Source organism: Leptolyngbya subtilissima AS-A7 (assembly GCF_039962255.1).
Classification (GTDB): domain Bacteria; phylum Cyanobacteriota; class Cyanobacteriia; order Phormidesmidales; family Phormidesmidaceae; genus Nodosilinea.
Genome location: NZ_JAMPKY010000009.1, coordinates 182,432 through 205,459, shown reverse-complemented (window position 1 = coordinate 205,459; position 23,028 = coordinate 182,432). Strand labels below are relative to the sequence as shown.

Annotated in this window: 18 protein-coding genes; 10 read left to right on the top strand and 8 right to left on the bottom strand. The window is 58.4% G+C overall.

Annotation, left to right across the window (positions count from 1 at the left end; translation table 11 throughout):
• Positions 1 to 72 precede the first annotated feature (72 nt).
• The 4 genes from NC979_RS19440 to NC979_RS19425 form a co-directional block, all read right to left on the bottom strand.
• Positions 73 to 1,035 (bottom strand): sulfotransferase domain-containing protein, encoded by a 963-nt coding sequence (locus NC979_RS19440; protein ID WP_190516696.1) that lies wholly within the window; start codon positions 1,033 to 1,035, stop codon positions 73 to 75.
• Between the two features lie 215 nt (positions 1,036 to 1,250).
• Positions 1,251 to 2,081: a DUF5602 domain-containing protein gene (locus NC979_RS19435; RefSeq protein WP_190516694.1), complete on the bottom strand. Its 831-nt coding sequence runs from the start codon at positions 2,079 to 2,081 to the stop codon at positions 1,251 to 1,253.
• Positions 2,082 to 2,317: 236 nt separating this feature from the next.
• Positions 2,318 to 2,800: a hypothetical protein gene (locus NC979_RS19430; protein ID WP_190516691.1), complete on the bottom strand. Its 483-nt coding sequence runs from the start codon at positions 2,798 to 2,800 to the stop codon at positions 2,318 to 2,320.
• 38 nt (positions 2,801 to 2,838) lie between these two features.
• On the bottom strand, positions 2,839 to 3,291 hold the full coding sequence (locus NC979_RS19425) for a cupin domain-containing protein (protein WP_190516689.1): 453 nt from the start codon (positions 3,289 to 3,291) through the stop codon (positions 2,839 to 2,841).
• A 397-nt stretch (positions 3,292 to 3,688) separates the two neighbouring features.
• On the opposite strand from NC979_RS19425, the gene NC979_RS19420 reads away from it, so the two are divergent.
• From NC979_RS19420 to NC979_RS19395, 6 genes are all read left to right on the top strand, one after another.
• On the top strand, positions 3,689 to 7,693 hold the full coding sequence (locus NC979_RS19420) for a WD40 repeat domain-containing protein (protein WP_190516687.1): 4,005 nt from the start codon (positions 3,689 to 3,691) through the stop codon (positions 7,691 to 7,693).
• A 191-nt stretch (positions 7,694 to 7,884) separates the two neighbouring features.
• On the top strand, positions 7,885 to 8,109 hold the full coding sequence (locus NC979_RS19415) for a hypothetical protein (protein WP_190516684.1): 225 nt from the start codon (positions 7,885 to 7,887) through the stop codon (positions 8,107 to 8,109).
• Positions 8,110 to 8,160: 51 nt separating this feature from the next.
• Complete coding sequence (locus NC979_RS19410; RefSeq protein WP_190516682.1) at positions 8,161 to 10,365, top strand: hypothetical protein; 2,205 nt, start codon at positions 8,161 to 8,163, stop codon at positions 10,363 to 10,365.
• A gap of 336 nt (positions 10,366 to 10,701) precedes the next feature.
• A complete protein-coding gene (locus tag NC979_RS19405) occupies positions 10,702 to 12,444 on the top strand; it encodes an adenylate/guanylate cyclase domain-containing protein (protein ID WP_199308720.1) in 1,743 nt (580 codons plus the stop codon).
• Positions 12,445 to 12,514: 70 nt separating this feature from the next.
• Positions 12,515 to 13,618 carry an S-methyl-5-thioribose-1-phosphate isomerase gene (gene mtnA / locus NC979_RS19400; RefSeq protein WP_190516679.1) on the top strand — a complete coding sequence of 368 codons (1,104 nt, stop codon included), beginning with the start codon at positions 12,515 to 12,517 and terminating at the stop codon, positions 13,616 to 13,618.
• Positions 13,567 to 14,229: a class II aldolase/adducin family protein gene (locus NC979_RS19395; protein ID WP_206755246.1), complete on the top strand. Its 663-nt coding sequence runs from the start codon at positions 13,567 to 13,569 to the stop codon at positions 14,227 to 14,229. Before mtnA ends, NC979_RS19395 begins: the two co-directional genes overlap by 52 nt.
• Before the next feature lie 273 nt (positions 14,230 to 14,502).
• On the opposite strand, the gene NC979_RS19390 is transcribed toward NC979_RS19395, so the two are convergent.
• Positions 14,503 to 15,075: an HD domain-containing protein gene (locus NC979_RS19390; RefSeq protein WP_190516675.1), complete on the bottom strand. Its 573-nt coding sequence runs from the start codon at positions 15,073 to 15,075 to the stop codon at positions 14,503 to 14,505.
• A 372-nt stretch (positions 15,076 to 15,447) separates the two neighbouring features.
• Between NC979_RS19390 and xdhA the strand changes: the two genes are divergently transcribed.
• From xdhA to NC979_RS19375, 3 genes are all read left to right on the top strand, one after another.
• On the top strand, positions 15,448 to 16,908 hold the full coding sequence (gene xdhA, locus NC979_RS19385; protein ID WP_190516672.1) for a xanthine dehydrogenase small subunit: 1,461 nt from the start codon (positions 15,448 to 15,450) through the stop codon (positions 16,906 to 16,908).
• 89 nt (positions 16,909 to 16,997) lie between these two features.
• Complete coding sequence (gene xdhB / locus NC979_RS19380) at positions 16,998 to 19,328, top strand: xanthine dehydrogenase molybdopterin binding subunit (protein WP_190516670.1); 2,331 nt, start codon at positions 16,998 to 17,000, stop codon at positions 19,326 to 19,328.
• Between the two features lie 106 nt (positions 19,329 to 19,434).
• On the top strand, positions 19,435 to 20,379 hold the full coding sequence (locus NC979_RS19375; RefSeq protein WP_242023919.1) for an XdhC family protein: 945 nt from the start codon (positions 19,435 to 19,437) through the stop codon (positions 20,377 to 20,379).
• Between the two features lie 365 nt (positions 20,380 to 20,744).
• Here NC979_RS19375 and NC979_RS19370 read toward each other — a convergent pair whose 3' ends face one another.
• Positions 20,745 to 20,987, bottom strand: a complete 243-nt coding sequence (locus NC979_RS19370; RefSeq protein WP_190516665.1) for a ChaB family protein — start codon at positions 20,985 to 20,987, stop codon at positions 20,745 to 20,747.
• A 252-nt stretch (positions 20,988 to 21,239) separates the two neighbouring features.
• On the opposite strand from NC979_RS19370, the gene NC979_RS19365 reads away from it, so the two are divergent.
• Complete coding sequence (locus NC979_RS19365; protein ID WP_190516663.1) at positions 21,240 to 21,416, top strand: hypothetical protein; 177 nt, start codon at positions 21,240 to 21,242, stop codon at positions 21,414 to 21,416.
• A 101-nt stretch (positions 21,417 to 21,517) separates the two neighbouring features.
• Here NC979_RS19365 and NC979_RS19360 read toward each other — a convergent pair whose 3' ends face one another.
• Together NC979_RS19360 and recF are read right to left on the bottom strand one after the other, a co-directional pair.
• Positions 21,518 to 21,817, bottom strand: a complete 300-nt coding sequence (locus NC979_RS19360; protein WP_199308719.1) for a hypothetical protein — start codon at positions 21,815 to 21,817, stop codon at positions 21,518 to 21,520.
• A 58-nt stretch (positions 21,818 to 21,875) separates the two neighbouring features.
• Positions 21,876 to 23,009, bottom strand: coding sequence for a DNA replication/repair protein RecF (gene recF, locus NC979_RS19355; protein ID WP_190516661.1), 1,134 nt, complete (start codon positions 23,007 to 23,009; stop codon positions 21,876 to 21,878).
• Between the last annotated feature and the right edge of the window lie 19 nt (positions 23,010 to 23,028).

Genomic DNA, 23,028 nt, shown 5'->3' with positions numbered 1-23,028 from the left:
CACAGCAAAGCCACCCTAGCCGGATGCCTAGGGTGGCTTTTACCGCAGTGCCTGAGCTTTTACACGAGAAGCCTAAACCACTGGTAGTTCGCCATTGGCTAGCCAGTAGGCGCAATCTTTGCCGAGCTGGGCCTGGGCCACAGACTCATACCATTCGATATCCTCAGCCGTGAGAATGTCGCGCCAGCGGCCATTGGTGCCTTTGTTAATAAAGGTTTTGGCCCCACCCGCAAAGATTTGACCGGCCAGGGGCGCGACCTGCTCAGCGTGGCACTTCATATACTCGAAGGTGCAATGCTCCACAATGCTGTCCCACTGGGCTTCGTCTACGGGAATTTCCAGAAATTCAGCGATGCGGTGCATTTGACCGGGCAGATCGGCCTTGAGCTGGGCGTAGTGCACCATCAGCACGTTAGGCAAGTGGCGCACCTCCCACCACGATCGCATGTTGTCCCACAGCGACCAAAAGGGGTAACCGTCGCCCTGCAACCAGTCATGGAAGTACTGCCGAATTGAGCTGCAAGGCGGTTCGAGGGGTGGCCCCACTAAGCCTGGTGTGTTGTTTACCAGATCATAGAACAGGTCATTGGCGTTGGCGTGGTGGTTGTAGAGGCTCCACAGCACGTCGCGACCGTCGCGGCCAATGTAGATGTACTTCGCCTGAGGCGAAAAGACCAAGGCATCTACCGGCAGGTGCGTCTTGAGAAAGCGACGGTGGGTTTGGGCCTCCATGGCAGCCAGTTTCACTGGGGCGGGGGGCACCCGCAAATCCATCCAGGGCGACATATCGCCGACATTGAGCCCCTCCTGGCCGTTAAAAATCAGCTGGGCGATAATCTGCTGCATCCAGGTGGTGCCAGACTTGCCGTAGGTGGCAATCACAACGTCGTCGTCGCGAAACTGAAAGTCATTCCAGATGGTGGAGTCGAAGTGGTGGCTGTGCAGTTCGTGGGTCTTGACGGGCCAGTTGTTTGCCCAGGCTCGGTTGGGGTCTGCAACTGGGGTTTGAGCAGGCTTGTGAATGGCTTGGGTCATCGGTGGCTCTCCTTAGCAAGAGGTGAAATGTAGTGGTTGTTACACAGCTTCAATAGCTACAAGCGGCGGCGCAGGCTTTCCTGACAGACGATGATTTCGTTGAGTTAACGTCCGTGGGTAGCATTCCCAACGGGGTCGGCTTAGCTGTGAGAACAGTTGAGCGTTACAGAACAGACAGAACGGCGAGTTTGCGATCGCCCTGCCATACCCTGTTTCTAGGGCTGCCAAAAATCGGTCAGCGCCACGGTATAGGTTTGGTCGGCTTCGTTGTAGGCGATGCGGTAGCGGGTGGGATAAAGCCCTGGCTTGGCGTAGCTTTGGGGGAGGGCAAAGGCTCCTTCAAAATCCTGCTGGCTGCGGAGAAAATCGAAGGACACCATGGGTTCAATAAAAGCGATCGCACCCTCATAAAAACCGTAGATCAGCGTGTGGTCAAAGCCGTGGGGATGGCCCTGAAACTCTGCCGCCGTGGGGTCGGCCCAATGGGCCCCCATGCGGGGTTCGGCACTGTCGGGGGCCATCACGTAGCCCGCCGGAATATACTCTGGGGCCGGAGTTTTGTAGGCTTTCTCCAGGTCGGCCCCCTGGGCGGTGATAGCCTCGCGCTCGGCAGGGGTCAGGGTGTAGGCGTGAATATCGAAGTGGGCATCGCCATAGATAGGCTCAGGGGGGTGACCGTGGGGCCGCCAGTCGATCGCAATGTGGTCGATCGCCGTAGATTCAGCCTGAAAGGGCAGGGGCAAGATGAGTTCGGCGCCCTCCTGGGGCAGACCGGCTAGGGCCGCCGCCGTGATCGTCACCCCCACCTCTTGGGGATGGTTTTGGCTGTCTAGAGCAACATAGGTGCGTACGGTGCCATTGCCCAGGGCTTGGGGCTCGCCTTCGATCACAGACGGGGCGGTGTTGTCTTCAGAGGCTGAGGCCATACCCGCGATCGGCTGGGGATTGCTGTCTAACGCCAGGTTTGATACTTGAGAGTAGCCAGTGGCCGAGAGCAGCACCAAGGCAGCGCTAGTGCTGTAGAGCAGGATTTGAAAGGGACGCATGGGGGCTCCGTGGGGGTAAGGGGGTAGGGGGTGGATGGGTGGGAGGGTAGGAGGGTGGATGGATGGGGAGTGATGGGGTAGGGGGCGGGGGGTTAGTTCGTGGGGGGTGGTGATGGGTTAATCGAGGGGAGTGGGGTTATTGAGGAGAGAGGGGACTCAACTTAGCCGAGGGAATGACTTGCTCAAGGCGATCGCCAGGGGCGGTAAAAGCGGAGGGGGAATCCGGATGGCCTGGACTAGCGGGCTGGGGCGAGGGCGAACTGATCGACTAGGGCGGGCAGATGCTCGGGGCTAAAGACGGCCTGGTATTTAACGGCCATGACTGGAGTGAGCAGCTCTAGCATGAGCCGGTTTTCGACCCAAAATTCGACTACGTCAAACAGGCCGTCGCGGTTGGCAAAGAGTACGCGCCAGCCTTCGCGATCGCCGATTCGCTCAATTTCTTCGAGGCTCATGGGCACTGAAATAGCGGCGTGAAATGCGGAGTACTGAGTTCGCTGTGAAGTTAGCTGAAAGCCTGCCTGACCCTCGTGGCTATCTGGAAAGATCTCTGACCCAGTGGGGTAGACCTCGATCGCTGTGCCATAGACATCGGCGGCTAGGGTCATGTAGCTGCCAGGGTTTGGCGGAAAGGGAATCACATAGCCCTGAAAAACTTCGGCCATGACGGTGGCTACGTGGAGCGGATCGTTAGCGCTGATAGAAATGTGGTGAATCATTGAAATCTCCTTGGTTGCTAGGGATGGCAGTAGGCGAGTTAGCGCAGTTCTAGACCGTACTTGGTGCAAATTTCCTGCATGGTTTCCATATCGGTAGTGAGATCGGAGACGCGATCGCTCACTTCGAGATAAAACGCTTCGGCAGAGGCCGGGGCAATCAAGAGCAGGGCACGACCCACCGGGGAGAGAATCTTAAAACCGTGCACCGCACCGGCGGGCACATGGGCAGTGCTGCCTGCGGGGCAAATCTGCTGCTGGTTGCCGATCAGCATTTCGAACTCCCCTTCAAGGACGTAGAACGTTTCTTCCCAAGGGTGGCTGTGCAGGGGAGCACCGCTACCGGCGGTATCGGTAAGTTCAGCTAGAGCGTAGTAGCCGTTGGTGTCTACGGCGGTTAGTTTGCGAGTGATGGTGTGGGTGAGCATTTGGTAGGCTCGACCCTCGTCAGACTCCAAAAAGATAGGACGTTGGCGTTGCAGAGTAATCGTCATGGGGGTTCTCCTTACAGCATAGGAAAGGGGGTTGGGAGGCTTGGTGAAGCAGGGACGCAACCTACACGGCCAGTCTTGGTTGGCGCTGCTTCACTCAGCCGACCTGGTGTTTAACCATGTCCCCAATATCGTCAGAAAGCCCCGCTGTCACCAGAGAAGATACGGATAGTTAGGCGATCACTTAGACCCCTTAGTTAGGCATCAGTTTTGAGTTAGTCGGGCCTGCTCAAGGAGCGGCGCATTCAGGGTTGTGCAATGGTCAAGGCCAGCCCGAGATCATCGCCCTAGCCCATGCTTAACTCGAACTTATCTCGGTTAACTGACGTAAAATAAGTAACATTCTTGGGTTTGCGGCTGACCGTATGCCTGATTGTCATTTGATCCACCTTGACCCGCTATGCCCGCTAAAAAGAGTCGCCGTCGGGGAGTAGTTTTATCGCTAGCGGGCCAGCGCAAACTGGATGCAGCACGCCGACAGCTAGAGGCAACTCTTAACAACGGCGATCGCTTCACCCTCGAAGAAATTAGCGATCGCACCCGCCTCGCCCTCAGCACCGTCACCCGCGTGCTCGACGGTCAAAACGGCGTTGACAAACAAACCCTCGACCAATTCTTCGCCGCCTTCGACCTACTCCTAGAGCGCACCGATTACCAACACCCCAACCCTGGCGAACTCCCCCCACCCGAAACCCCAGCAACATCCCACCCCCCTACCGCCCACCTATCCACCCCCTACCCCTCCACCCCTTCACCCCCTACCCCCCTTACCCTTGACTGGGGCGAAGCCATCGACGCTTCCCTCTTCTACGGCCGCGCCACCGAGCTTGACACCCTAGCCCAGTGGATTCAACGCGATCGCTGCCGCCTAGTCGCCATCCTCGGCATGGGCGGCATCGGCAAGACAGCGCTGTCGGTGAAGCTGGCCCAGCGGCTGAGTGAGTGGGAGAGTGGGGGAGTGATGGAGTGGGAGGGTAGGCGGGTGGATGGGTGGATAAGTCCGCTAAAAGCCGATGCCTTGGAAAACCAAGCGACAAATTCCCTCCCTACCCCCCTACCCTCCCACCCGCCTACCCATCCACCCGCCTACCCATCCACCCATCCACCCTTCTCCGCCATCATCTGGCGCACCCTCCGCAACGCCCCGCCCCTAGAGCTGCTCTTGACCGATCTGATCCAGTCACTTTCGGGTCAGCAGGAAAGCCCTTCGACGCTGGCGGTTGCGCCGCTGCTCTCACGATTGATGCACTACCTGCGGCAGCAGCGCTGTCTGCTGGTGCTCGACAACGGCGAAACGCTGCTGCAAGAGGGCAAACTGACCGGGGCCTACCGCGAAGGCTACGAAGCCTACGGCGAGTTGCTGCGCCAGGTGGGCGAGCTGCCTCACCAGAGCTGTGTGGTGCTGACCAGCCGCGAAAAGCCCTCGGTACTAGCCGATATGGAGGGGGCGACGCTGCCGGTGCGATCGCTGACTCTGCCCGGCCTACCGCCGGCGGATACTGACCAAATTTTTGATGCGATTGGGCTGTCGCGATCGCCCACCGGACGCTACCAGCTGCTCAACAGCTATAGCGGCAACCCCCTAGCGCTCAAGATCGTCGCCACCTCCATTCGCGAGCTGTTTGGCGGCGATGTCGATGCGTTTGTGCAGGAAGAAACTACCGTTTTCAACGGCATTCGCCGCCTGCTCGACCAGCAATACCAGCGCCTCGCGCCCCTAGAGCAGCAGATCATGGGCTGGTTGGCGATCAACCGCGACTGGGTAACCATTGCCGATTTGCAGACCGACATCGTGCCCGCCATCCCCAAGCAGCGCCTGCTCGAAACCCTAGAGTCGCTGGCGCGGCGCAGCCTGATCGAGCAAAAGCATGCCCGCTTTACTCAGCAGCCCGTGGTGATGGAGTATGTGACCGAGCGCCTGATTGAGCAGATCAGCGACGAGATTATCGCTATGCCCCAGGTGGCCCCACCCGAGGGGCTGCTGATTGACCGCTACGCCCTGCTCAAAGCCACCGCCAAAGAATATATCCGCGACAGCCAGACCCGGCTGATTTTGCAGCCCATTGCTCAGAACCTCTGCGCTCGCTTTAATTCGACCGCTGCCCTCGATCGCCAGATGCGGCAACTGCTGACCCTGCTGCGGCAGACCTTTACCCAGAGCTATAGCTACGGGGTCGGCAACCTGCTCAACCTGATGCAGTACCTCAAGCTCGACCTCACCGGCTACGACCTCTCGGGGCTGACCATTCGTCAGGCCGGCCTGCAAAAGACGCCTCTGCAACAGGTCAATCTGGCCCACGCCAACCTAATCGCCTGCCGCTTTGCCGAGCCAGTGCCCCACCCCAACGCGCTGATTGCCAGTGCCGACGGTGACTTCATTGCCATGGGTGGTGAAGACGGCATGGTGCAGGTGTGGCAGGCCTCTACCGGGCTGCCGGTCTTCATCATGCAGGCCCACAGCACCTACATTTTTGCCCTAGCCTTTAGCCCAGACGGGCAAGTGCTGGTCACCGGCAGCATGGATACAGGCGTCAAATTTTGGGATATGACTACCGGCCACTGCCTGCAAACCTGGCACTACGACCACCCTTGGGGGCTGACCTTTAGCCCTGACGGCACCGTGCTGGCCGGCAGCCTGGGCGACACCAGCCGCTCCATTCTGCTGTGGAACTGGCGCACGGGTGAGGTGCTGCAATCGCTCACCGGGCACAGCGGCCCCGCCAACGGCATTGCCTTTGCCCCCCACCCGCTCGCCATGGCCCCTGGCGAACCGCCCCGCCACATCCTCGTCAGCTGCGGCCAGGATGGCCTGGTGAAAGTGTGGGATATCGACAGCGGTGAATGCCTGCACACCATGACTGAGCACATCGGCATGTGTTGGACGCTGGCCATGCATCCAGGGGGCGATCGCTTTGCCACCTCCAGCTTTGACCACACCGTCAAGATTTGGGACATCGCTACCGGCACCTGCCTGCATACCCTGCGCGGCCACACCGCCGAAGTCTGCGGCGTTCACTTCAGCCCCGACGGCCAGCTGGTCGCCAGCGCCAGCAGCGATCGCACCCTCCGCCTCTGGGATGTCGCCACCGGCCAGTGCCTCACCGTACTCACCGGCCACACCGACAGCGTCTGGGGCACAGCCTTCATCAACGGCAACACCCCCGACGGCCAGTGGCTCCCCGGCCAAGCTCTAGTCAGCATCGGCATCGACCAAACCATCCGCTTCTGGGACGTTAGTCGCCCAGTAACTCCGTCTTCTCCCCAGCCGCCTGAACAGACACGCAAGTCTGCCCCTACGGTCTCCCCCACCCCTTCACCCTCCTCATCTCCTTCACCCTCCCACCCTCCCACCCTCCCACCCTCCCACTCCCCAATCTCCGGCCACTGCCTCAAAACCATCCAAGGCGGCAACGCCGGACTGCGCTCCATCGCCTGTCACCCCCACCGGCACCTGCTCGCCAGCGGCGGCCTAGGCGGCACCATTCGCCTGTGGAACGAGGCCGGTGAATGCGTGCAAACCTTCACCGGCTACGAGGGCAGTATTTGGAAGGTCGCCTTTCATCCCCGAGGCGATCTGCTGGCTAGCGCCAGCCTCAACGGCGAAGTACATATTTGGGAGTTGGCCACGGGCCGCTGCCGCTACACCCTGCGCCGCGAGAACAACTCGTGGATTCAGGCCTTTGGCTACACACCCCAAGGCTACCTGCTCAGCGCCACCAGCTCCGACGCCACCATTCGTTATTGGGACAGCGACAGCGGCGAATGCCTGCGCAGCATCGTGCTCGACCCCGACGCCTATCTGTTGGGCTTGGCTGTAGAGCCCCAGGGGCAATATTTTGTCACCGTTGGCAACGACGGTGCTCTGCGCTGGTGGGATGTAGAAACCGGCGCAAGTCTGCGGGTGGGCGGCGGCCAAGAGGGCCACACCTGGGGGGTTACCATTCACCCTCACGAGCCGCTGATGGCCACTGTGGGCAACCTATCCGACATCAAGCTTTGGAATGTGGAAACCGGGGAATTCCTCCGCAAACTGGAAGGGCACACCGGTATTCACGGCGGGCTAGTGTTTAGCCCCGACGGGTCGCTGCTAGTGAGCGGTCGCAGCGATCGCACTATCCGCGTCTGGGATGTCGCCACCTGGAATTGCCTGCGGGTGATCGAGGGCCATACTTCAATCGTCACCGCCGTCATTTTTCTGCCCACCCCCGCCCCCGGTAGCCGCTACCCCATGCTGGCCAGTTGCAGCCTTGATGAAACCATTCGCCTGTGGAATGTAGAAACTGGGGAATGCCTCGCCATCATGCGCCCCGATCGCCTCTACGAAGCGATGAATATCACGGGCATCACGGGTCTCTCTCCTAGCGAAATCGACATTCTCAAAAGCCTGGGGGCGGTGGACCTGTAACCTGAGTTGCGGGGCTAACCAGCCTAGGGGTAGGCAACGGTGAAATCAGCCCGATCCTCTGTTAGCGGCGACAGTGCCGCTTTAGCAGTACCGCTTTAGCAGTGCCACTTTGAACGAGCGTCTATTTCAACCCACTGCTCCGTATGGCCTAGGACAAGATTGACAGTATAGCCACCGCTCCGGCCCAACCGGTGGCGGCCACGGCTGACCAGGTGGTATTTACCGCTCCGCTGCTCGCAGAGTTTAGTCAGTGCGCGGGCAGCGCCAGCTCTGAGCAAATGGCCATGTATCAAGCCGAGTTTGCCGGGGGTCAGGTGCGCTTTACCCTCAATCTGCTCGGCGATGGCACGCGAGAGGTGCTGGCCTCTGGGGTCTCTGTGGATCGCCCCTATGTCTTTTGGCGAGCGGTTGAATAGACCTCGCGATCGCTCACTCTTCCCTCTGACCCAACCATTCTCTGGCTAACCATGATTCGCTCTATTCAGTCGGTTTTGTTGTTGGGTGTGCTGGCGATCGCGCCTTTGGAAAACGCCATCAACCCCATTTATGTAGCTCAGGCTCAGGCGGCTACTGCCGTTTGCGAACCCAATGCTCCCCTGCAAAACCGGCTGGCTATGGCGGAGGATCAGTCGCGGTCTGCCCTGGAAAGCGCTCAACTCGATACGGCCCTGTCATCGTTACAAGAGACTTTGACGATCGCTGGGCAGCTGCAAGACGGGCGACGGCAGGCAGATCTACTACAGCAGTGGTTGCTAGATACCAACGAGGGCTACCCAACGACGCGGTGGCAGCGATTGACCCAGGGCGATCAGGCGGCGCGTTGGCGTAGCCTCCCGGAACGGGAATCGCCCCAGCTTCGGGCCACCTTGGATCAGTTTTTGGCGTTGGCCAATCAGCTGCCCTCGGGCTACAGCTATGTCAAAGCGCGATCGCTCGCGGCGATCGCCCACTACTATACCGTTCTCGAGCAGCGTGAAACCCCAACGGCCAGGCAGGCCCTGGAACAGGCACGGCAGGCAGTAACCTTGATTCGGGGCAGCGATTTCACCGCCAGCGCGCTAATCGACATTGCCGAAACCTACGCATTCATGGGCGATACAACCTCGGCGCTGGTAGTGCTGATCCAGGTGGGTGGAGCGGTTGAGCAAATTCCGCCCGGCACCTCTGAGTGGCTGAAGTTGACTATTTTGCAGCGCATGGCAACCACCTATGCCCACATTGGCCACTTTGCACCCGCCGAAGCCATTGCCGCCGATTTGCCCGATGAGTATGAGCTGAAGTCGATCGCCCTGCGGGGGATAGTGGAAGGAGCAATTACCGTTCAAAGTTGGCTGGGGGCAGAGTCGACAGCGCAAGCCATCCCCGCTGCAACCCAACGCATTTTGGCCCTGGGCAAGGTGGCGATCGGCTACCACAACGCCAACCAACCCGCCCAAGCCGCTCGGGTGATGGCCCAGGCCAGGGAGCAGGCCGAGTCGGCTACGGGCTTAACGGATCCAGAGTTCGTCTTTAGAACCTTAGTTGACACCTACCTTCAGCTAGGGCAACGGGACGAAGCCCTGGAGCTGGCCCAAACTCAGCTCAAGGTCACTCAACAGGAGGCGATTAAGTCGGTGATGGTGGCCTACAGCCAGGCCGGGCAGCAGGAGGTAGTTGAGGCGTGGCTGTCAGACCAGTTGAGTGACCTGCAGGCGATCGCTGACCCCTGGGAACAAAGCTTTTCCTTGGGAAGCCTGCTGGAACTGGCGATCGACATCCAACAGTTTGACTGGATTCGCCAATCCTGGAGCCAGCTTGCGGCCATCGGCTACGGCCCTCAAGATGAGCAAATAGTCAATGTCGTCACCGCCTACGCGGCCACAGGGCAATACGACCAGGCGGCGGCGTGGGCCAAACAGCTGCCCCTGGCCAATCGGCCCGTCTTGCGGGTTCGGCTGCTAGCGGCGATCGCGCTGAGCGCCCATCAGGCCGGTCAAACCACCTGGGCCAACAATTTGCTCCAGGAAACGTTGCAGAGCATAGAGGATCTGGTCGCCACTTATCAGCGCCAGTTCCCCGAAGAGGTGACGCAAAGCGCGGCGATCGAGCCCGGTGCCCTCGCCGCCATTGCCGTTGTATATGCCCAAATGGGGCAAGCCGACCTCACCCGCGACCTGCTGCAGCGGGTCGGCATCATCGAACAACCCTTTGAGGTATTTATGGCGGCGAGGCAGTATGTCGGGGCGCTACAGATCGCCCGCGCTACCTCTCCCGCAGAGGTGCGCATTGAGCGCTTGCAGAGAAGTGCAACGGCTCTGCTGCAACAAAACCGCTTTGACCTGGCCCTGCCTGTAGTCAACGAACTCTCTGAACCCAGCCGTCAGGCTCAGCTCCTGCTGGCGATCGCCCAACGCTATGGCGATTTGCAGCAGGGCGAGGCCGCGCTGCCCGTTTTGGCCCAAGCCTTCCAGGTAGCCCAGACCATTCCTGGCGAAGAATCTCAGGTCGATCGCCTAGGGGTTGGGGGCTACACAGTCATCGATAGAGAGGACGATCGAGGCAGTTTGCTAGAAGCGATCGCCCTGCAATACGCCCAGCTGGGACAGGGTGATCAAGCCCAGCAGGTGGCCAATCAACTTCAGTCAATTCATTTGCGCCAGCAAGTCATGGCATCCATTCGCTGCATTCTATAGCTGTAGCCAGTTCGGTTCTGACCTTTTCTGAGCGAACACTGAAACATTTGAACGTTTTGGCGTTGCTGAACTGAGGCAGGAATTTAGGTAAGGGCGCGCAGCCAGGTCAAAGGTTTTATGGCCGCTTGCCCTGACAGACAATGCCACATCAGCTTCAAGCGCTACTGCATGTTTTGCCAAGGGTTTGTACCCTTGGCCAGGGTGGTTGTGTTGTGGCCGTTGTAAACCGCAGTCATAACCATACAATTTGGCAATGGTCAACTACGGGCCTGCTCCCTGGTCAATGAGGGTATAACTTGACAACGCAGGGAGCTGCGGGCAGTAGAGCGAGGGTGCGTGAGTAGTCAGAGCAAACTGATTGTGGCCAAGCTGCGGCGGAAGAATCGGCGGCTAGGCCTATTTCTGTCGCTGGGGACGCTCGGCGTATTGGGACTGCTGTATTTGATTTCGGCGGCCTTCGTCACCCAAAGCTTGGGTCGGCTGGAGACCGTTACCGTTCGGCAGGATGTGCGTCGGGCCATTGATGGGGTTGACCGCGAACTCCGAGGGCTGTTGGTCAACACCTGTGACTATGCTCGCTGGGACGAGTTTTATGCCTACATGACTACCAGCGATCGCACCTTTGAGCGCGAAAACTTTGCTTCCAGCAGCCACTTCACCAACCTGCTGAATGTCGATGTGCTAGCCGCCGTACGGCCTGACGGGCAGCTGCGCTACGGGCAACAGCTCTCTCGACAGGGTATTGCGCCGACCCCGCTACCGACATCGGTGAAGACTTACCTGCAAAACTGGGCTCAGCAGCAGAGCACTGCTCAGACCCGAGATACCCAGACCGGTTGGCTTGCCAGCGAGTCAGGCCCAATGCTGCTGGCCATTTGTTCCGTCACCAACAGCGCCGAGACAGCGCCGCCCCAAGGGGGGTTTGCTATGGGCAGAGTGCTCAGCCGTTCTCAGATTCAACGTCTGGAGCAGCAACTGCAAGTGCAGATGAAACTAGTGGATCTGAACGGCTCCCTCAGCCCCAGCGAGGCCGAGATCCGCGATCGCCTGATCCGCCAACCCAAAATTGGTGACAGCGCCCTGCCCAACGATGCGATCGCAGTTGTCCCAATCACAGGCGATCGCATTGCTGGCTATGCCCGCATAGACGACATCAACGGCACCCCCCTAGCGTTGTTGCGGGTGGAGCTAAACCGCGACCTACACCAACAGGGCTGGCTGGCCAGCCAGCTGTTGGGCGGGGTGTTGCTGCTGGCCGGGGTGGGGTTTGGCTTGCTGGGCCGGTGGCTGCTAAAACAACTCATGCAAGAAAGCCAGCGTTTGGCACGGGCCGAGCAAGCCCTAGCCCACGAGAGCGTCCTGCGCCTGGCCAACGCCCGCTACCAGGAAAAGGCTGTGGAGCTGGAAATTGCGCTGAAGGAGCTGAACAAAGAGAAAGAGCGCTCCGAGCAACTGTTGATCAACATCCTGCCCGAGTCGATTGTGCAGCGGCTGAAAGAGAACGACACCTCAATTGCTGAGCACTTTGACGAGGTCACGATTCTGTTCGCCGACATCGTCAACTTCACCCCCATCGCGGCCCGCCTGCAGCCCTTCGAGGTTGTAGAGCTGCTCAACGGCATCTTTTCCGAGTTCGACGACCTGGTAGAAGAATTTGGGTTGGAGAAGATCAAAACCATTGGTGATGCCTACATGGTGGCAGCAGGGTTGCCTGTGCCGCGCACCGACCACGCAGAGGCGATCGCCAATATGGCCCTGGCTATGCAGCAGCGGGTTGCCGACTTCCGCTCAAAGACAGGCGAGGCGTTTCAAATTCGCGTTGGCATCAACACTGGCACCGTGGTCGCCGGAGTGATTGGGACCAAGAAGTTTATCTATGACCTCTGGGGCGACACGGTCAACGTGGCCTCGCGGATGGAATCGACCGGTCTAGCAGGCGGTATTCAGGTAACAGCAGCGACCTATAACTGGCTGAAAGACCGCTATGACTTTGAGGTGCGCGGCACAGTGCAGGTGAAGGGGAAAGGGGCAATGGAGACCTACTGGCTGCGGGGCAAACAGTCCACTGAAGAGGGATAGAGCCCAGCACGCATTGAGCTAGGCGGTCTGTCATAATAAATATTGGAATTTTGGGGGCTAGAACAGGCCTGTGAAAATTAACGGCGAGCCGACACGAAGCATTCGTTTACACCCAGACAATCCTCGCGTTGTGCAGGTGATTGACCAGCGCCAGCTGCCCCACCAGCTCACCTGGATGGACCTGAGCTCGGTGGATGAGGCGGCCTATGCCATCAAAGATATGGTGGTACGCGGTGCTCCGCTAATTGGGGCCACCGCCGCTATGGGCATGTATTTGGCGGCCCTGGATGCGATTTCTGAGCCAGACTTTCGCGAGGTTTTGACCCGGGCTGCCAACGCTCTGGGCCAAACTCGCCCCACGGCGGTCAATCTGCATTGGGCGCTGACCTCCCAAATGAAGGCCCTACAACAGGCGACAACGGCCTCAGAAGCAGTCAATTGCCTGCGGCAAAACGCTGAGGCTATCCTCGATGCCGACGAAGAACAGTGCCGCCAGATCGGGCTGCACGGGGTGCAGCTAATTGAAGATATCTACGCCCGCACCGGGCAGCCCGTCAACATCTTGACCCACTGCAACGCTGGCTGGCTAGCCTGTGTCGACTGGGGCACCGCCACCTCGCCCATCTACCAGGCCCACGATCGCGGCATCCCCATTCACGTTTGGGTCGATGAAACCCGCCCCCGCAACCAGGGGGCCAAGCTCACCGCATGGGAACTGGGGCAGCATGGCGTGCCTCACACAGTAATTCCTGACAATGCCGGGGGCCACCTGATGCAGCACGGCATGGTAGATCTGGCGATCGTGGGCACCGATCGCACCACCCGCCAGGGCGATGTCGCCAACAAAATCGGCACCTACCTCAAGGCCCTAGCTGCCCACGACAACGGCGTGCCCTTCTATGTTGCCTTGCCCTCCTCCACCCTCGACTGGACTCTGCGCGACGGAGTGAAAGAGATTCCTATTGAGCAGCGCAGCCAGGATGAAGTGAAGTACATCGATGGGCTGTCTCCCCACGGGGTTACCTCGGTGCTGATCTGCCCCGAATCTTCCCCCGCCGCTAACTACGCCTTTGATGTCACCCCCGCCCGCCTCGTGACGGGCTTGATCACCGAACGGGGCATTTGCCCCGCCTCAGAGGCCGGGCTGCTCAGCCTGTTTCCAGAGGCGGCCTAGCGGCGATCGCAATGATTCCCGATGAAGGCGTAATCAAGTACGTCGGCCACTGGACACCTGGTGCGCCGCTGGATACGGCTGAGCTAACAGAGCTGATGGCGTGGCGCGATCGCATGTGGCAGGCGCAGCAAATTGGGCTCTACCCCAACGGCATTGGCTACGGCAATATCAGCCTCCGGCGATCGGCCCGCAGCTTTGCCGTTTCGGGCACCCAAACCGGGCACCTGGCCCAAACTACGGCTCACCACTACACCCTGGTCGACGCCTGGGATATCGATCGCAACACCTTGCACTGCACCGGCCCGATTCAGGCCTCCTCAGAATCGCTCACCCATGCGGCCCTTTACGACTACAGCAGCGCCATTCAAGCAATTATTCACGTTCATAACCGCCCGCTGTGGCAGCGGGGCCAGGGAGTGTTGCCCACCACCGCCGCCAGCGTTCCCTACGGCACCCCAGCGATGGCCTACGAAATGATGCGGCTGCTAGATCACGACGACCTAATGCAAACTCGCATTTTGATCATGGCAGGGCACGAGGAGGGGGTCTTGGTATTTGGCCCTACCCTAGAGTCTGCGGCCCAGGTGCTGCACCAGCATATAGACAACTAGTGTTTCGTCACATTTAAAGCCAAGGGTCGCACTAAGTCTGTGTGCTAATGCATAGAGCGAGATCCCCCACTTCACCGCCCCCTACCAAAGGGGCTCTCAAGACCCTACCACCCCCTTTCAAGAGGGGAGGGGGTCGGTGCAAGACAATTTGTAGGGTGCATTCGCGAAGCAATGCACCGCACCCAAGGAAAGGCTAAAAGCAGCCATAATCTCAATTTTTAGGATCAACAAACGACTAGCAGCCCCCGTTCCTCACTCCTCAGACCTCTTGAGCTATACAGCTACCGCTGCCAGCGCCTGTCGTCCCTGAGCTATAATCTCGTCATAAACTGCTTCTAGGGCTGGATTGCAGCCTCGGCACCCGGCCACGACTCGATCAGCCCAGTCTAAATATTCGCGCTTTCGCTCTAGCGACCAGCCGTCGGGGGGCGAGGTGGTAATGTTTTGCACATTGGCGGCTTTGTCGGCGATTTTAAGCTGCTTCGCCTGGGGCGACAGGTGGGGGGCGTGCTCCACTTGCTGTTGTTTGCGCTCTGCCTTGGGCAAAGTTTTATCGTCAGTGACTTCTTCCACCACTCGCCGCACCTCGGGGCCAAAGTGGCGCTCGATCTCCTCTGGAGTGGTGTCGGTATCTTCTACCGTGTCGTGGAGAATGGCGGCTTGTAGGGTCACCAGATCGGTCACGCCGCCCTCGCTAGCTAAGAGTTGCGCGACTCGAATGGGGTGGTTAATGTAGGGCGAGGCTTCTTTGTCTTTGCGGCGCTGGTCGCTGTGTTTGGTGGCTGAAAAGTGCAGAGCCTCTAGCAGAGCGGTGGTAGCAGGGGCGGAACCCACAGATGAAGTCATGGTTGTGCAGAAAATCGCTTTCGTCCAGCATGACCGATCGCGATGGGCAACGACATCAATTTGGGGTGTAGCCAAAGCGATGGTTCAGCACCCACAGAATTAGATAAGTGCGCCTTACCTAGTTCGCTAATCGCCATTGGCATCGCGAGTCACTGATTTAATAAACTCTACCTGCCGAGACCGCAACACTAGTCGGCAGCGATCGCCGCCTGACGCACCGGTTCAAACCCCAGCTCACGCAGTAGGCTTTAATCAGTGTCCTAAACACAAATTAAATTTAGTCAATTTGTCATTCTGCCTACTAAATTGTCGCTAAGTTGAACACTAATCTCATGGCCCGTGGGTACACGTTTTTAGCCGCATAAAGCACCTGTGACTCAACAACTCGACATTCAACTCAGTTTTACGGTTAATGGAGAGCCTGTCTCTGTTAAAGACGTTTCGCCCGCGATGACATTGCTGGAGTATCTGCGCCTGAGCGGACGAGCAGACACCAAAGAAGGCTGCGGTGATGGCGACTGCGGGGCCTGCACCGTAGCCCTGATTGGTGAAGGGGCTAACGGCCAACCCCAATATCAAGCGGTGAATAGCTGCCTAATTCCCCTAGGGGCGGTGGTGGGGCGGCAGGTCTTGACCGCCGACGGCATTACCCAGTGCCAAATTCCTAAAAATGCATTTGTCAAGGAGCCCGTCACCGTCGACCAGCTTCACCCTGTGCAGGCCGCCATGGTCGAAACGGGCGGCTCTCAGTGCGGGTACTGCACCCCCGGCTTTATCATGAGCCTGTTTGCCGCCTACTACGACGGCACCCCTAACGACCTGTCGGTGGAGGGCAACCTCTGTCGCTGCACGGGCTACATCCCCATTCGCCGCGCCGCTCAAATGGTGGCCAATGCCACCGTTCAAGACCAGTTCTCAGAACGGCTGGTCTCTGCCTCGACAGAACTGCTGCCCCTGGCCTACACCACCCAAAACAACGGTCATAGCGAGCAGTTCTACCGTCCCACTCAGCTGTCAGAGGTGTTGGACTTGTTGCAGCAGTACCCCGACGCCACCTTGGTCGCTGGGGCCACAGACCTGGGCTTGGAGATGAGCTGGCATCGGCAGCACTACCCCACGTTGATCTCCTTGGAAGCGATCGCCGAACTCAAGCAGATCCACCAAACTGAGGACTGTGTTGAAATTGGTGCGGCGGTGCCCCTCAGCCACATTGAGGCCAACCTGCACGGCATCTTCCCCAGCTTGGATGAGATGATCCACTGGTTTGCCGCTCGTCAGGTGCGCAATCGGGCCACCCTAGGAGGCAACATCGGCACTGCTTCCCCGATTGGCGACCTGCCCCCAGTTCTCCTGTCGCTGGATGCGATTGTGAAGCTGGCTGGCCCTGAGGGCGAAAGAACGCTGCCTTTATCAAACTTCTTTGTCGGCTACCGCCAAACCGAATTGCGACTTGGTGAAGTGATTGTCTCCGTCCAAATTCCTAAAGCCCTGACGACCGGTACCGATCGCCGCCTGAGCCAGTCCTACAAAATTGGCAAGCGCGGCACCGATGACATCAGCATTGTGGCAGCGGCTTTTGTGGTGGATGTGGATAGTAGCAATCAAATTCTCCATGCGCGGTTGAGCTATGGCGGGGTGGCGGCGACTCCGGCCAGGGCGATCGCAGCCGAAGATTTCCTTGTGGGCAAACCCTGGAGTGCTGACACCATTCAGGCCGTGAAACCTATTCTTCGAGAAGCGTTTACGCCCCTTACCGACCTGCGGGGCAGCGCCGAGTACCGCCAGCGCCTGGTGGTGAATTTGTTCGAGAAGTTCTTTGTGGAGTTTTCGTAGCATAGACCCTGCTTCCCTCTCCCCAGCCCCTCTCCCAGGGAGGAGAGGGGAGCCAGTTCACAGTCAAAAATCCCCAGCGAGATGCCCCCATGAGCCCAGTCGGTAAGCCCAAAAGTCATGAAAGCGCCGTGGCTCACGTCAGCGGCACAGCAGTCTACACCGACGACCAACGCGAACCAGCGGGGATGCTGTCGCTGTATCCGGTGCTCTCACCCCACGCGCGGGCGAGAATCACCAAGCTAGATGTGGCCCCAGCAATGGCGGTGGCAGGCTGCGTTACCGTGCTCACTGCCGCTGACGTGCCGGGAGAAAACAATACTGGTGTCATCATCCGCGACGAAGTGCTGCTGCCAACTGACGAAATCAGCTACTACGGCCAAGTCGTAGCCTGGGCTGTGGGTGAAGACGAAGCAGCCGCCAGGGAAGGAGCCGCCAAGATTGTGGTGGAGTACGAGCCACTGCCGGCGATCAAGACGGTGAAAGAGGCGATCGCAGCCAACAGCTACCACAACGATCCCCAAATCATTCGCCGAGGTGACCCCGATGTGGCCCTGGCCGAGGCCGAGCATACCTTTACGGGCGAAATTGAAATCGGCGGCCAAGACCACTTCTACCTCGAAACCCAGGTCAGCTGGGCCATTCCCGATGGCGAAGGCAACCTTCAGCTCTACACCTCGACCCAACACCCGACCGAAACCCAGGAGATCGTCGCCCGCATTCTTGGCCTGCCCAAAAACCGGGTGGTCTGCACCTGCCTGCGCATGGGCGGTGGCTTTGGCGGCAAAGAATCCCAGTCGAACCCCTTTGCCGCGGCGGCCGCCCTAGCTACCTACAAAACCGGCCGACCCGCCCGCTGCCGCCTGCGCCGCCACCACGACATGCTGATCACCGGCAAGCGCCACGGCTTTTTAAGCCAGTATGAGGTGGGCTTCAACAGCGACGGCACGATTACCGCTATGAAAGCCGTGCTGACCGCCGACGGCGGCTGGAGCCTGGATCTATCGCCCCCAGTGCTGGGTCGGGCCATGCTGCACGTGGATAACGCCTACTACGTGCCCAACCTAGTGATTGAAGGGCACATCGCCAGAACCAACCGGGTGTCGAACACCGCCTATCGCGGCTTCGGCGGTCCCCAAGGCATGATCGCGATCGAGGAAGTATGCGATCGCATTGCCCGCACCCTCAACCTGCCCCCCGACCTAGTGCGCGAGCGCAACTTCTACCACGGCGAGGGCGACACCAACCGCACCCACTACGATCAAGACATCGTTGACAACCGCATCGCCCGCGTCTGGCAAGAGGCTAAGGAAGGGGCTGACTATATGGTGCGGCGGGCGGCGATCGCTGCTTTTAACGAAACCAGCCCCTACAAAAAGCGCGGGCTGGCCATCACCCCGGTCAAGTTCGGTATTTCCTTCAATAACGTGCAATACAACCAAGCGGGAGCGCTGGTGCTGATCTACACCGACGGCAGCATTCAGCTCAACCATGGCGGCACCGAAATGGGGCAGGGGCTGCACACCAAAATGATTCAAATTGCTGCCAAGGCTCTGGGAGTGAAGGTCGATCGCCTGCGCATGATGCACACCAGCACCGACAAGGTGCCCAATACCTCGGCTACTGCTGCCTCTAGCGGATCAGACTTGAATGGCCAGGCGGTCAAGAATGCTTGTGAGATTTTGCGCGATCGCCTCGCTGCCGTCGCCGTGCACATGCTGAATCTCGATGCCCCCGAAGACATGGTCTTTGAGGACGACTGGATCTACTGCCGCACCTACCCCAGCGCCCGCATCACCTTCGATGAAGTGGTGAAGCAGGCCTACAGCGAACGCATCAGCCTCTCCGCCACCGGCTTTTACCGGACCCCCAACATCTTTTGGGATGCAAAGCTCAGTAAAGGTCGCCCCTTCTACTACTTCGCCTACGGTGCCGCCGTTTCTGAGGTCGAAGTTGATGGCTTCACCGGCACCTTTAAGCTGCGCCAGGTTGACATCGTTCACGACGTGGGTGAATCCCTCAATCCTTTGGTAGATAGAGGCCAGATCGAAGGGGCCTTTGTGCAGGGCATGGGCTGGCTCACCATGGAAGAGCTAGTGTGGGACGCGGAAGGCCGCCTGCGCACCTTTGCCCCCAGCACCTACAAAATTCCCACCATCAGTGAAGTGCCCGAGCAGTTCACCGTGCATCTGCTAGAGCGCGCCGCCCAGGATGGCGTGATCTACGGCAGCAAGGCCGTGGGCGAACCGCCTTTTATGCTGGCGATGGCCGTGCGGGAAGCAATTCGCGCTGCGGTAGCGGCTTTCGGCAATGCCGACTATGTGCCCCTGGCGCTACCGGCGACCCCGGAAGCAACGCTGTGGGCGATCGAGGCGGTGAAAGCAGCGGTGAGTCACGAGCAACCTGTGGAAGTTGTGTCGTAATTTGCTGAGTGGAAATGGGAGGTACTGGGGCGATCGCCTGTTCAAACAGCAACCCCGTTTTTGCCATACAAAGTTTGTCTAACTCATGGTGAACTGCTTTCAACAATTGGCACAGGCTCTCGCCTATGGCCCGGCGGTTCTTGCCACCGTTACCAGCGTGAGTGGTTCCGTTCCCCGCGAAGTAGGAGCCAAGTTAGTCGTTGATGTTAATGGCCAAGCCTTCAACACCATTGGTGGCGGTGCCGGAGAAGCTAAGGTGCTGCGCCAGGCTAAGGAGGTGCTGCAGACTGGCGAAAAGCAGTTTGTGGACATTGACCTTTCTGGCGCTCCCCAGCGACAAACTCAAGGAATCTGTGGGGGCCACATGCAGGTGTGGCTTGAACAATGGCAGGGAGAAGCAGCGAAATCCTTAGTGCAAACGATTTTGCACCGACTCCATCAGGGGCAGTCGGCAACGCTGGTGACGCCCTTAGATGGAGTTCACAATCCCTACCTAGAAGACAAGCCTATTTCCATAGATGCGGCGATCGCCTTTGTAGAAACCCTCGAACCGCCGCCCACGCTGCTGATTGTCGGGGCAGGCCACGTTGGCATTCAACTTGCTAAAGTTGCTGCTCTAATCGGCTTTCAAATAGTTGTGCAAGACGATCGCCCCGAGTGGGCCAACCTAAAGCACTATCCCCAAGCCAGCCAAATTTTGAGGGGAAAGATTGAGGGTGCGATCGCCGCCCTAGCTGCCCACCAAAACCTCTATGCTGCCTTGCTAACGCGCGGCTACACCTACGATCTCGAATCCCTTCAGCAGTTGCTTCAGCTCCCTATCCCCTGCCGCTACATCGGCATGATCGGCAGCGAAAAACGGGTGCGTCAGGTCTACGGGGCGCTCGCGCAGGTAGGCATTGCTAAAGAAAAGTTGGCTAACATCTACGGCCCCATTGGGCTAGATATTGGGGCACTCACCCCAGCAGAAATTGCGGTCAGCATCAGCGCTGAGCTGATTCTGGTGCAGCGGGGGGGTACAGGGCGATCGCTTTCTGAAGGGTTTCACTAAAGCTTGTTTAATAACTAAAACTGTCAAACTATTATGGGCAAATCTTGTCTAGCAACATCCAAATCAACAAAGCATACCTTTAAGACAGTAGCTCTTTTCAGATCAGAAATACTAAGCATAATTTTAATGCTAGCTACAGCAGGCAAAATGTGAATTAAGACAGCGCAAAATGTCAGGATTCCAGCCTGTCGAGCATGTTTTAATTCTTCGTTATTCTATTTTAGTTCATATAAAATAAGTGGGCAAAACTACGACCTTGAATTTAGTCGCAGCAATGCCCACTCCACATTTAAAAGCTCCAGCCAGAAGCCAGTTTAAGCGGCACCCATATCACGACTGTGCAGAACGCCAACTCTCAAACAAGCCTAGTTACCGGGCATTGTACCTGTGCTGCTTCTGGCATCACGGTCTTCAGCTCTGAAGTACCACTCGCCATTGCTATCTTGGGCAAAGGTGTTTTTCACCGAACTCCAAGCCACATCGCGGGCACCGTCTTCGCTAAAACCGTCGCTCGAAGCAGCATTAAAAGCTGCCATGAAAATCTGCTTAGCCTCTTGGGGCAGCGACTGAGTATCTTGGGGCAAAGCTTCTACATTTTCGTAAGGCATGGGATTGTCTCCTTAGTCATGCGGTAGTTCTTGCATAGACCTTAAAGCACTCGAAGCGGCCTCAACCTCCTTCTTCAGCTGTAAAATCCCCTACTTCTAACCGCTCCTTAGGATGGAAATTGCAACCGCTTTGAGTAGTGTCTCAATTTTCTCTTGTCAAACTAAATTACAGACTGATTTGACTGATCGCACCGTTGCTAGCGTTTTGTCTCAGACAAGTGCTAGGGGTTTGAATCATAGTGACCGCTCAAAGTGCTGGCGTCCAAGCGAGCACCCCTCCTCACCCTGGCCAAAGCCGAACTCCGCCTTCAGACCGCAAGCTCCCTAGAATCCGAGATGATGGTGGTCTTGACCCCGCGCAACGGCATTAGGCTGCCCTACGGTTCGGTCGTAGCGGTGCAGACCGTCTACCAATTTGAAAACCTCTAGTCAGAGCATCCGACTTTGACGGTTCCACAAATGCGATCGCTGTTTAAAGAGCTGGAAATAATGTTTGATGAACTACCTGACCATCTTGGGCCAGGCAAAATTCAAAATCGACGAACTGCCCAAAACTGCAAGACGCTAAGAATGCTGTCCATACTCAATACCGACAGCACACTACCGGCACTGCTAACGCTCAAAATGCTGCCTACACTGCCAATGCTCAAGATGCTACCCGCGCTGCCGATGCTGAGAATGCTGCCGGTGCTGCCAATGCTGAGAATGCTGCCAGCGCTGCCCAGACTTAACAAGCTAAAGTAACTCCCTCGACTTAGAATGGCCCGGTGCCGTGGGGGAACAGCATGCCCATTAGCAGTAGTCGGGGAGGTTTGCTGCCTTTCAAACATACTTCAATCACCTAATCAAGCTTGGGTGTGGGGGAGTTTCTCTCACCATGATGATTCCTCAGTTGCCCTCAATGCGCCCCGACTTCACCGTCAAAATCTGCGATGAGGTCATCCACTGACTGCCGAAGGCGCCGAGGTGAGTGGTGGTAATGATGGTTTGAAAGCGGTCTTGAATGGCTTCTAGAAGCTGGTTTTGGCGGTTCAAATCTAGCTCGGCCAGCACATCGTCAAGCAGCAGCAGGGGCGGTTCGCCAACCACCTCGTCAATCAGGTGCAGCTCCGCCAGCTTGAGCGCCAGCACCAGGGTGCGCTGCTGCCCCTGGGAACCATACTGACGGCTGGGGGTGTCATTGATGGTGAATTCAATGTCGTCGCGGTGGGGGCCAACCAAAGTGGTGCGCTGGTGCTGTTCTGCGATCGCCCTCAACTTAATCTTCTCCAAAAAGCTGGCCTGAATCACCTGGGGGTCATCCTCTGCCATGGGCACATTGGGCTGGTAGTGCATGCGCAGGTCTTCTCGCTGACCGCTGATCGCCTGGTGCCACTGGTGGGCGATCGGAGCGAGGCGATCGATCGCCCTGGCCCGCCGCCGAATCACCCGCGTGCCCAGGGCCGCCAGTTGGGCATCCCACAGAGCAAACTCGGTGGCGTCTAAGGCCGGGGCAGGCTCACTATCGTCATCACCAAAGGATTTTTTGATCAGGGCGTTGCGCTGCTTGAGCACCTGATTGTACTGGCTGAGAATGTGGGCATAGACCGGCTCTAGCTGGATCAGCAGCGTATCGAGCCAATCGCGCCGCCCTCCCGGCCCGCCCCGCACCAGGTCGAGATCGAGGCTAGAGAACTGCACCGCGTTGAGAGCGCCGAGAAAGTCGAGCTGTCGCCGCAGCTTTTCGCCGTTAAGAACGGCCGTGCGCCGCCCGGCCTGACGGAGTACCAGGGAGAGATCGGCTATGCCCAAATCTTTGCGCACCGAAGCGGTGATTTGGGCCATGGGCTGATCTTGCTGCACTAGATCGCGATCGCGGCTGGTGCGGTGCGACTTCAGCGTCGCCAACAGCTCCACCGCCTCTAGCAGATTCGACTTGCCCTGGGCATTTTCCCCCACCAAAATGGTCTTGGGAGCGGCAAAGTCGATCTGCTGCTCGCCGTAGTTGCGAAAGTGCCTAAGCGATAAATGGGTGAGGTACAAGGGAGAAAGCCAAGGCTGA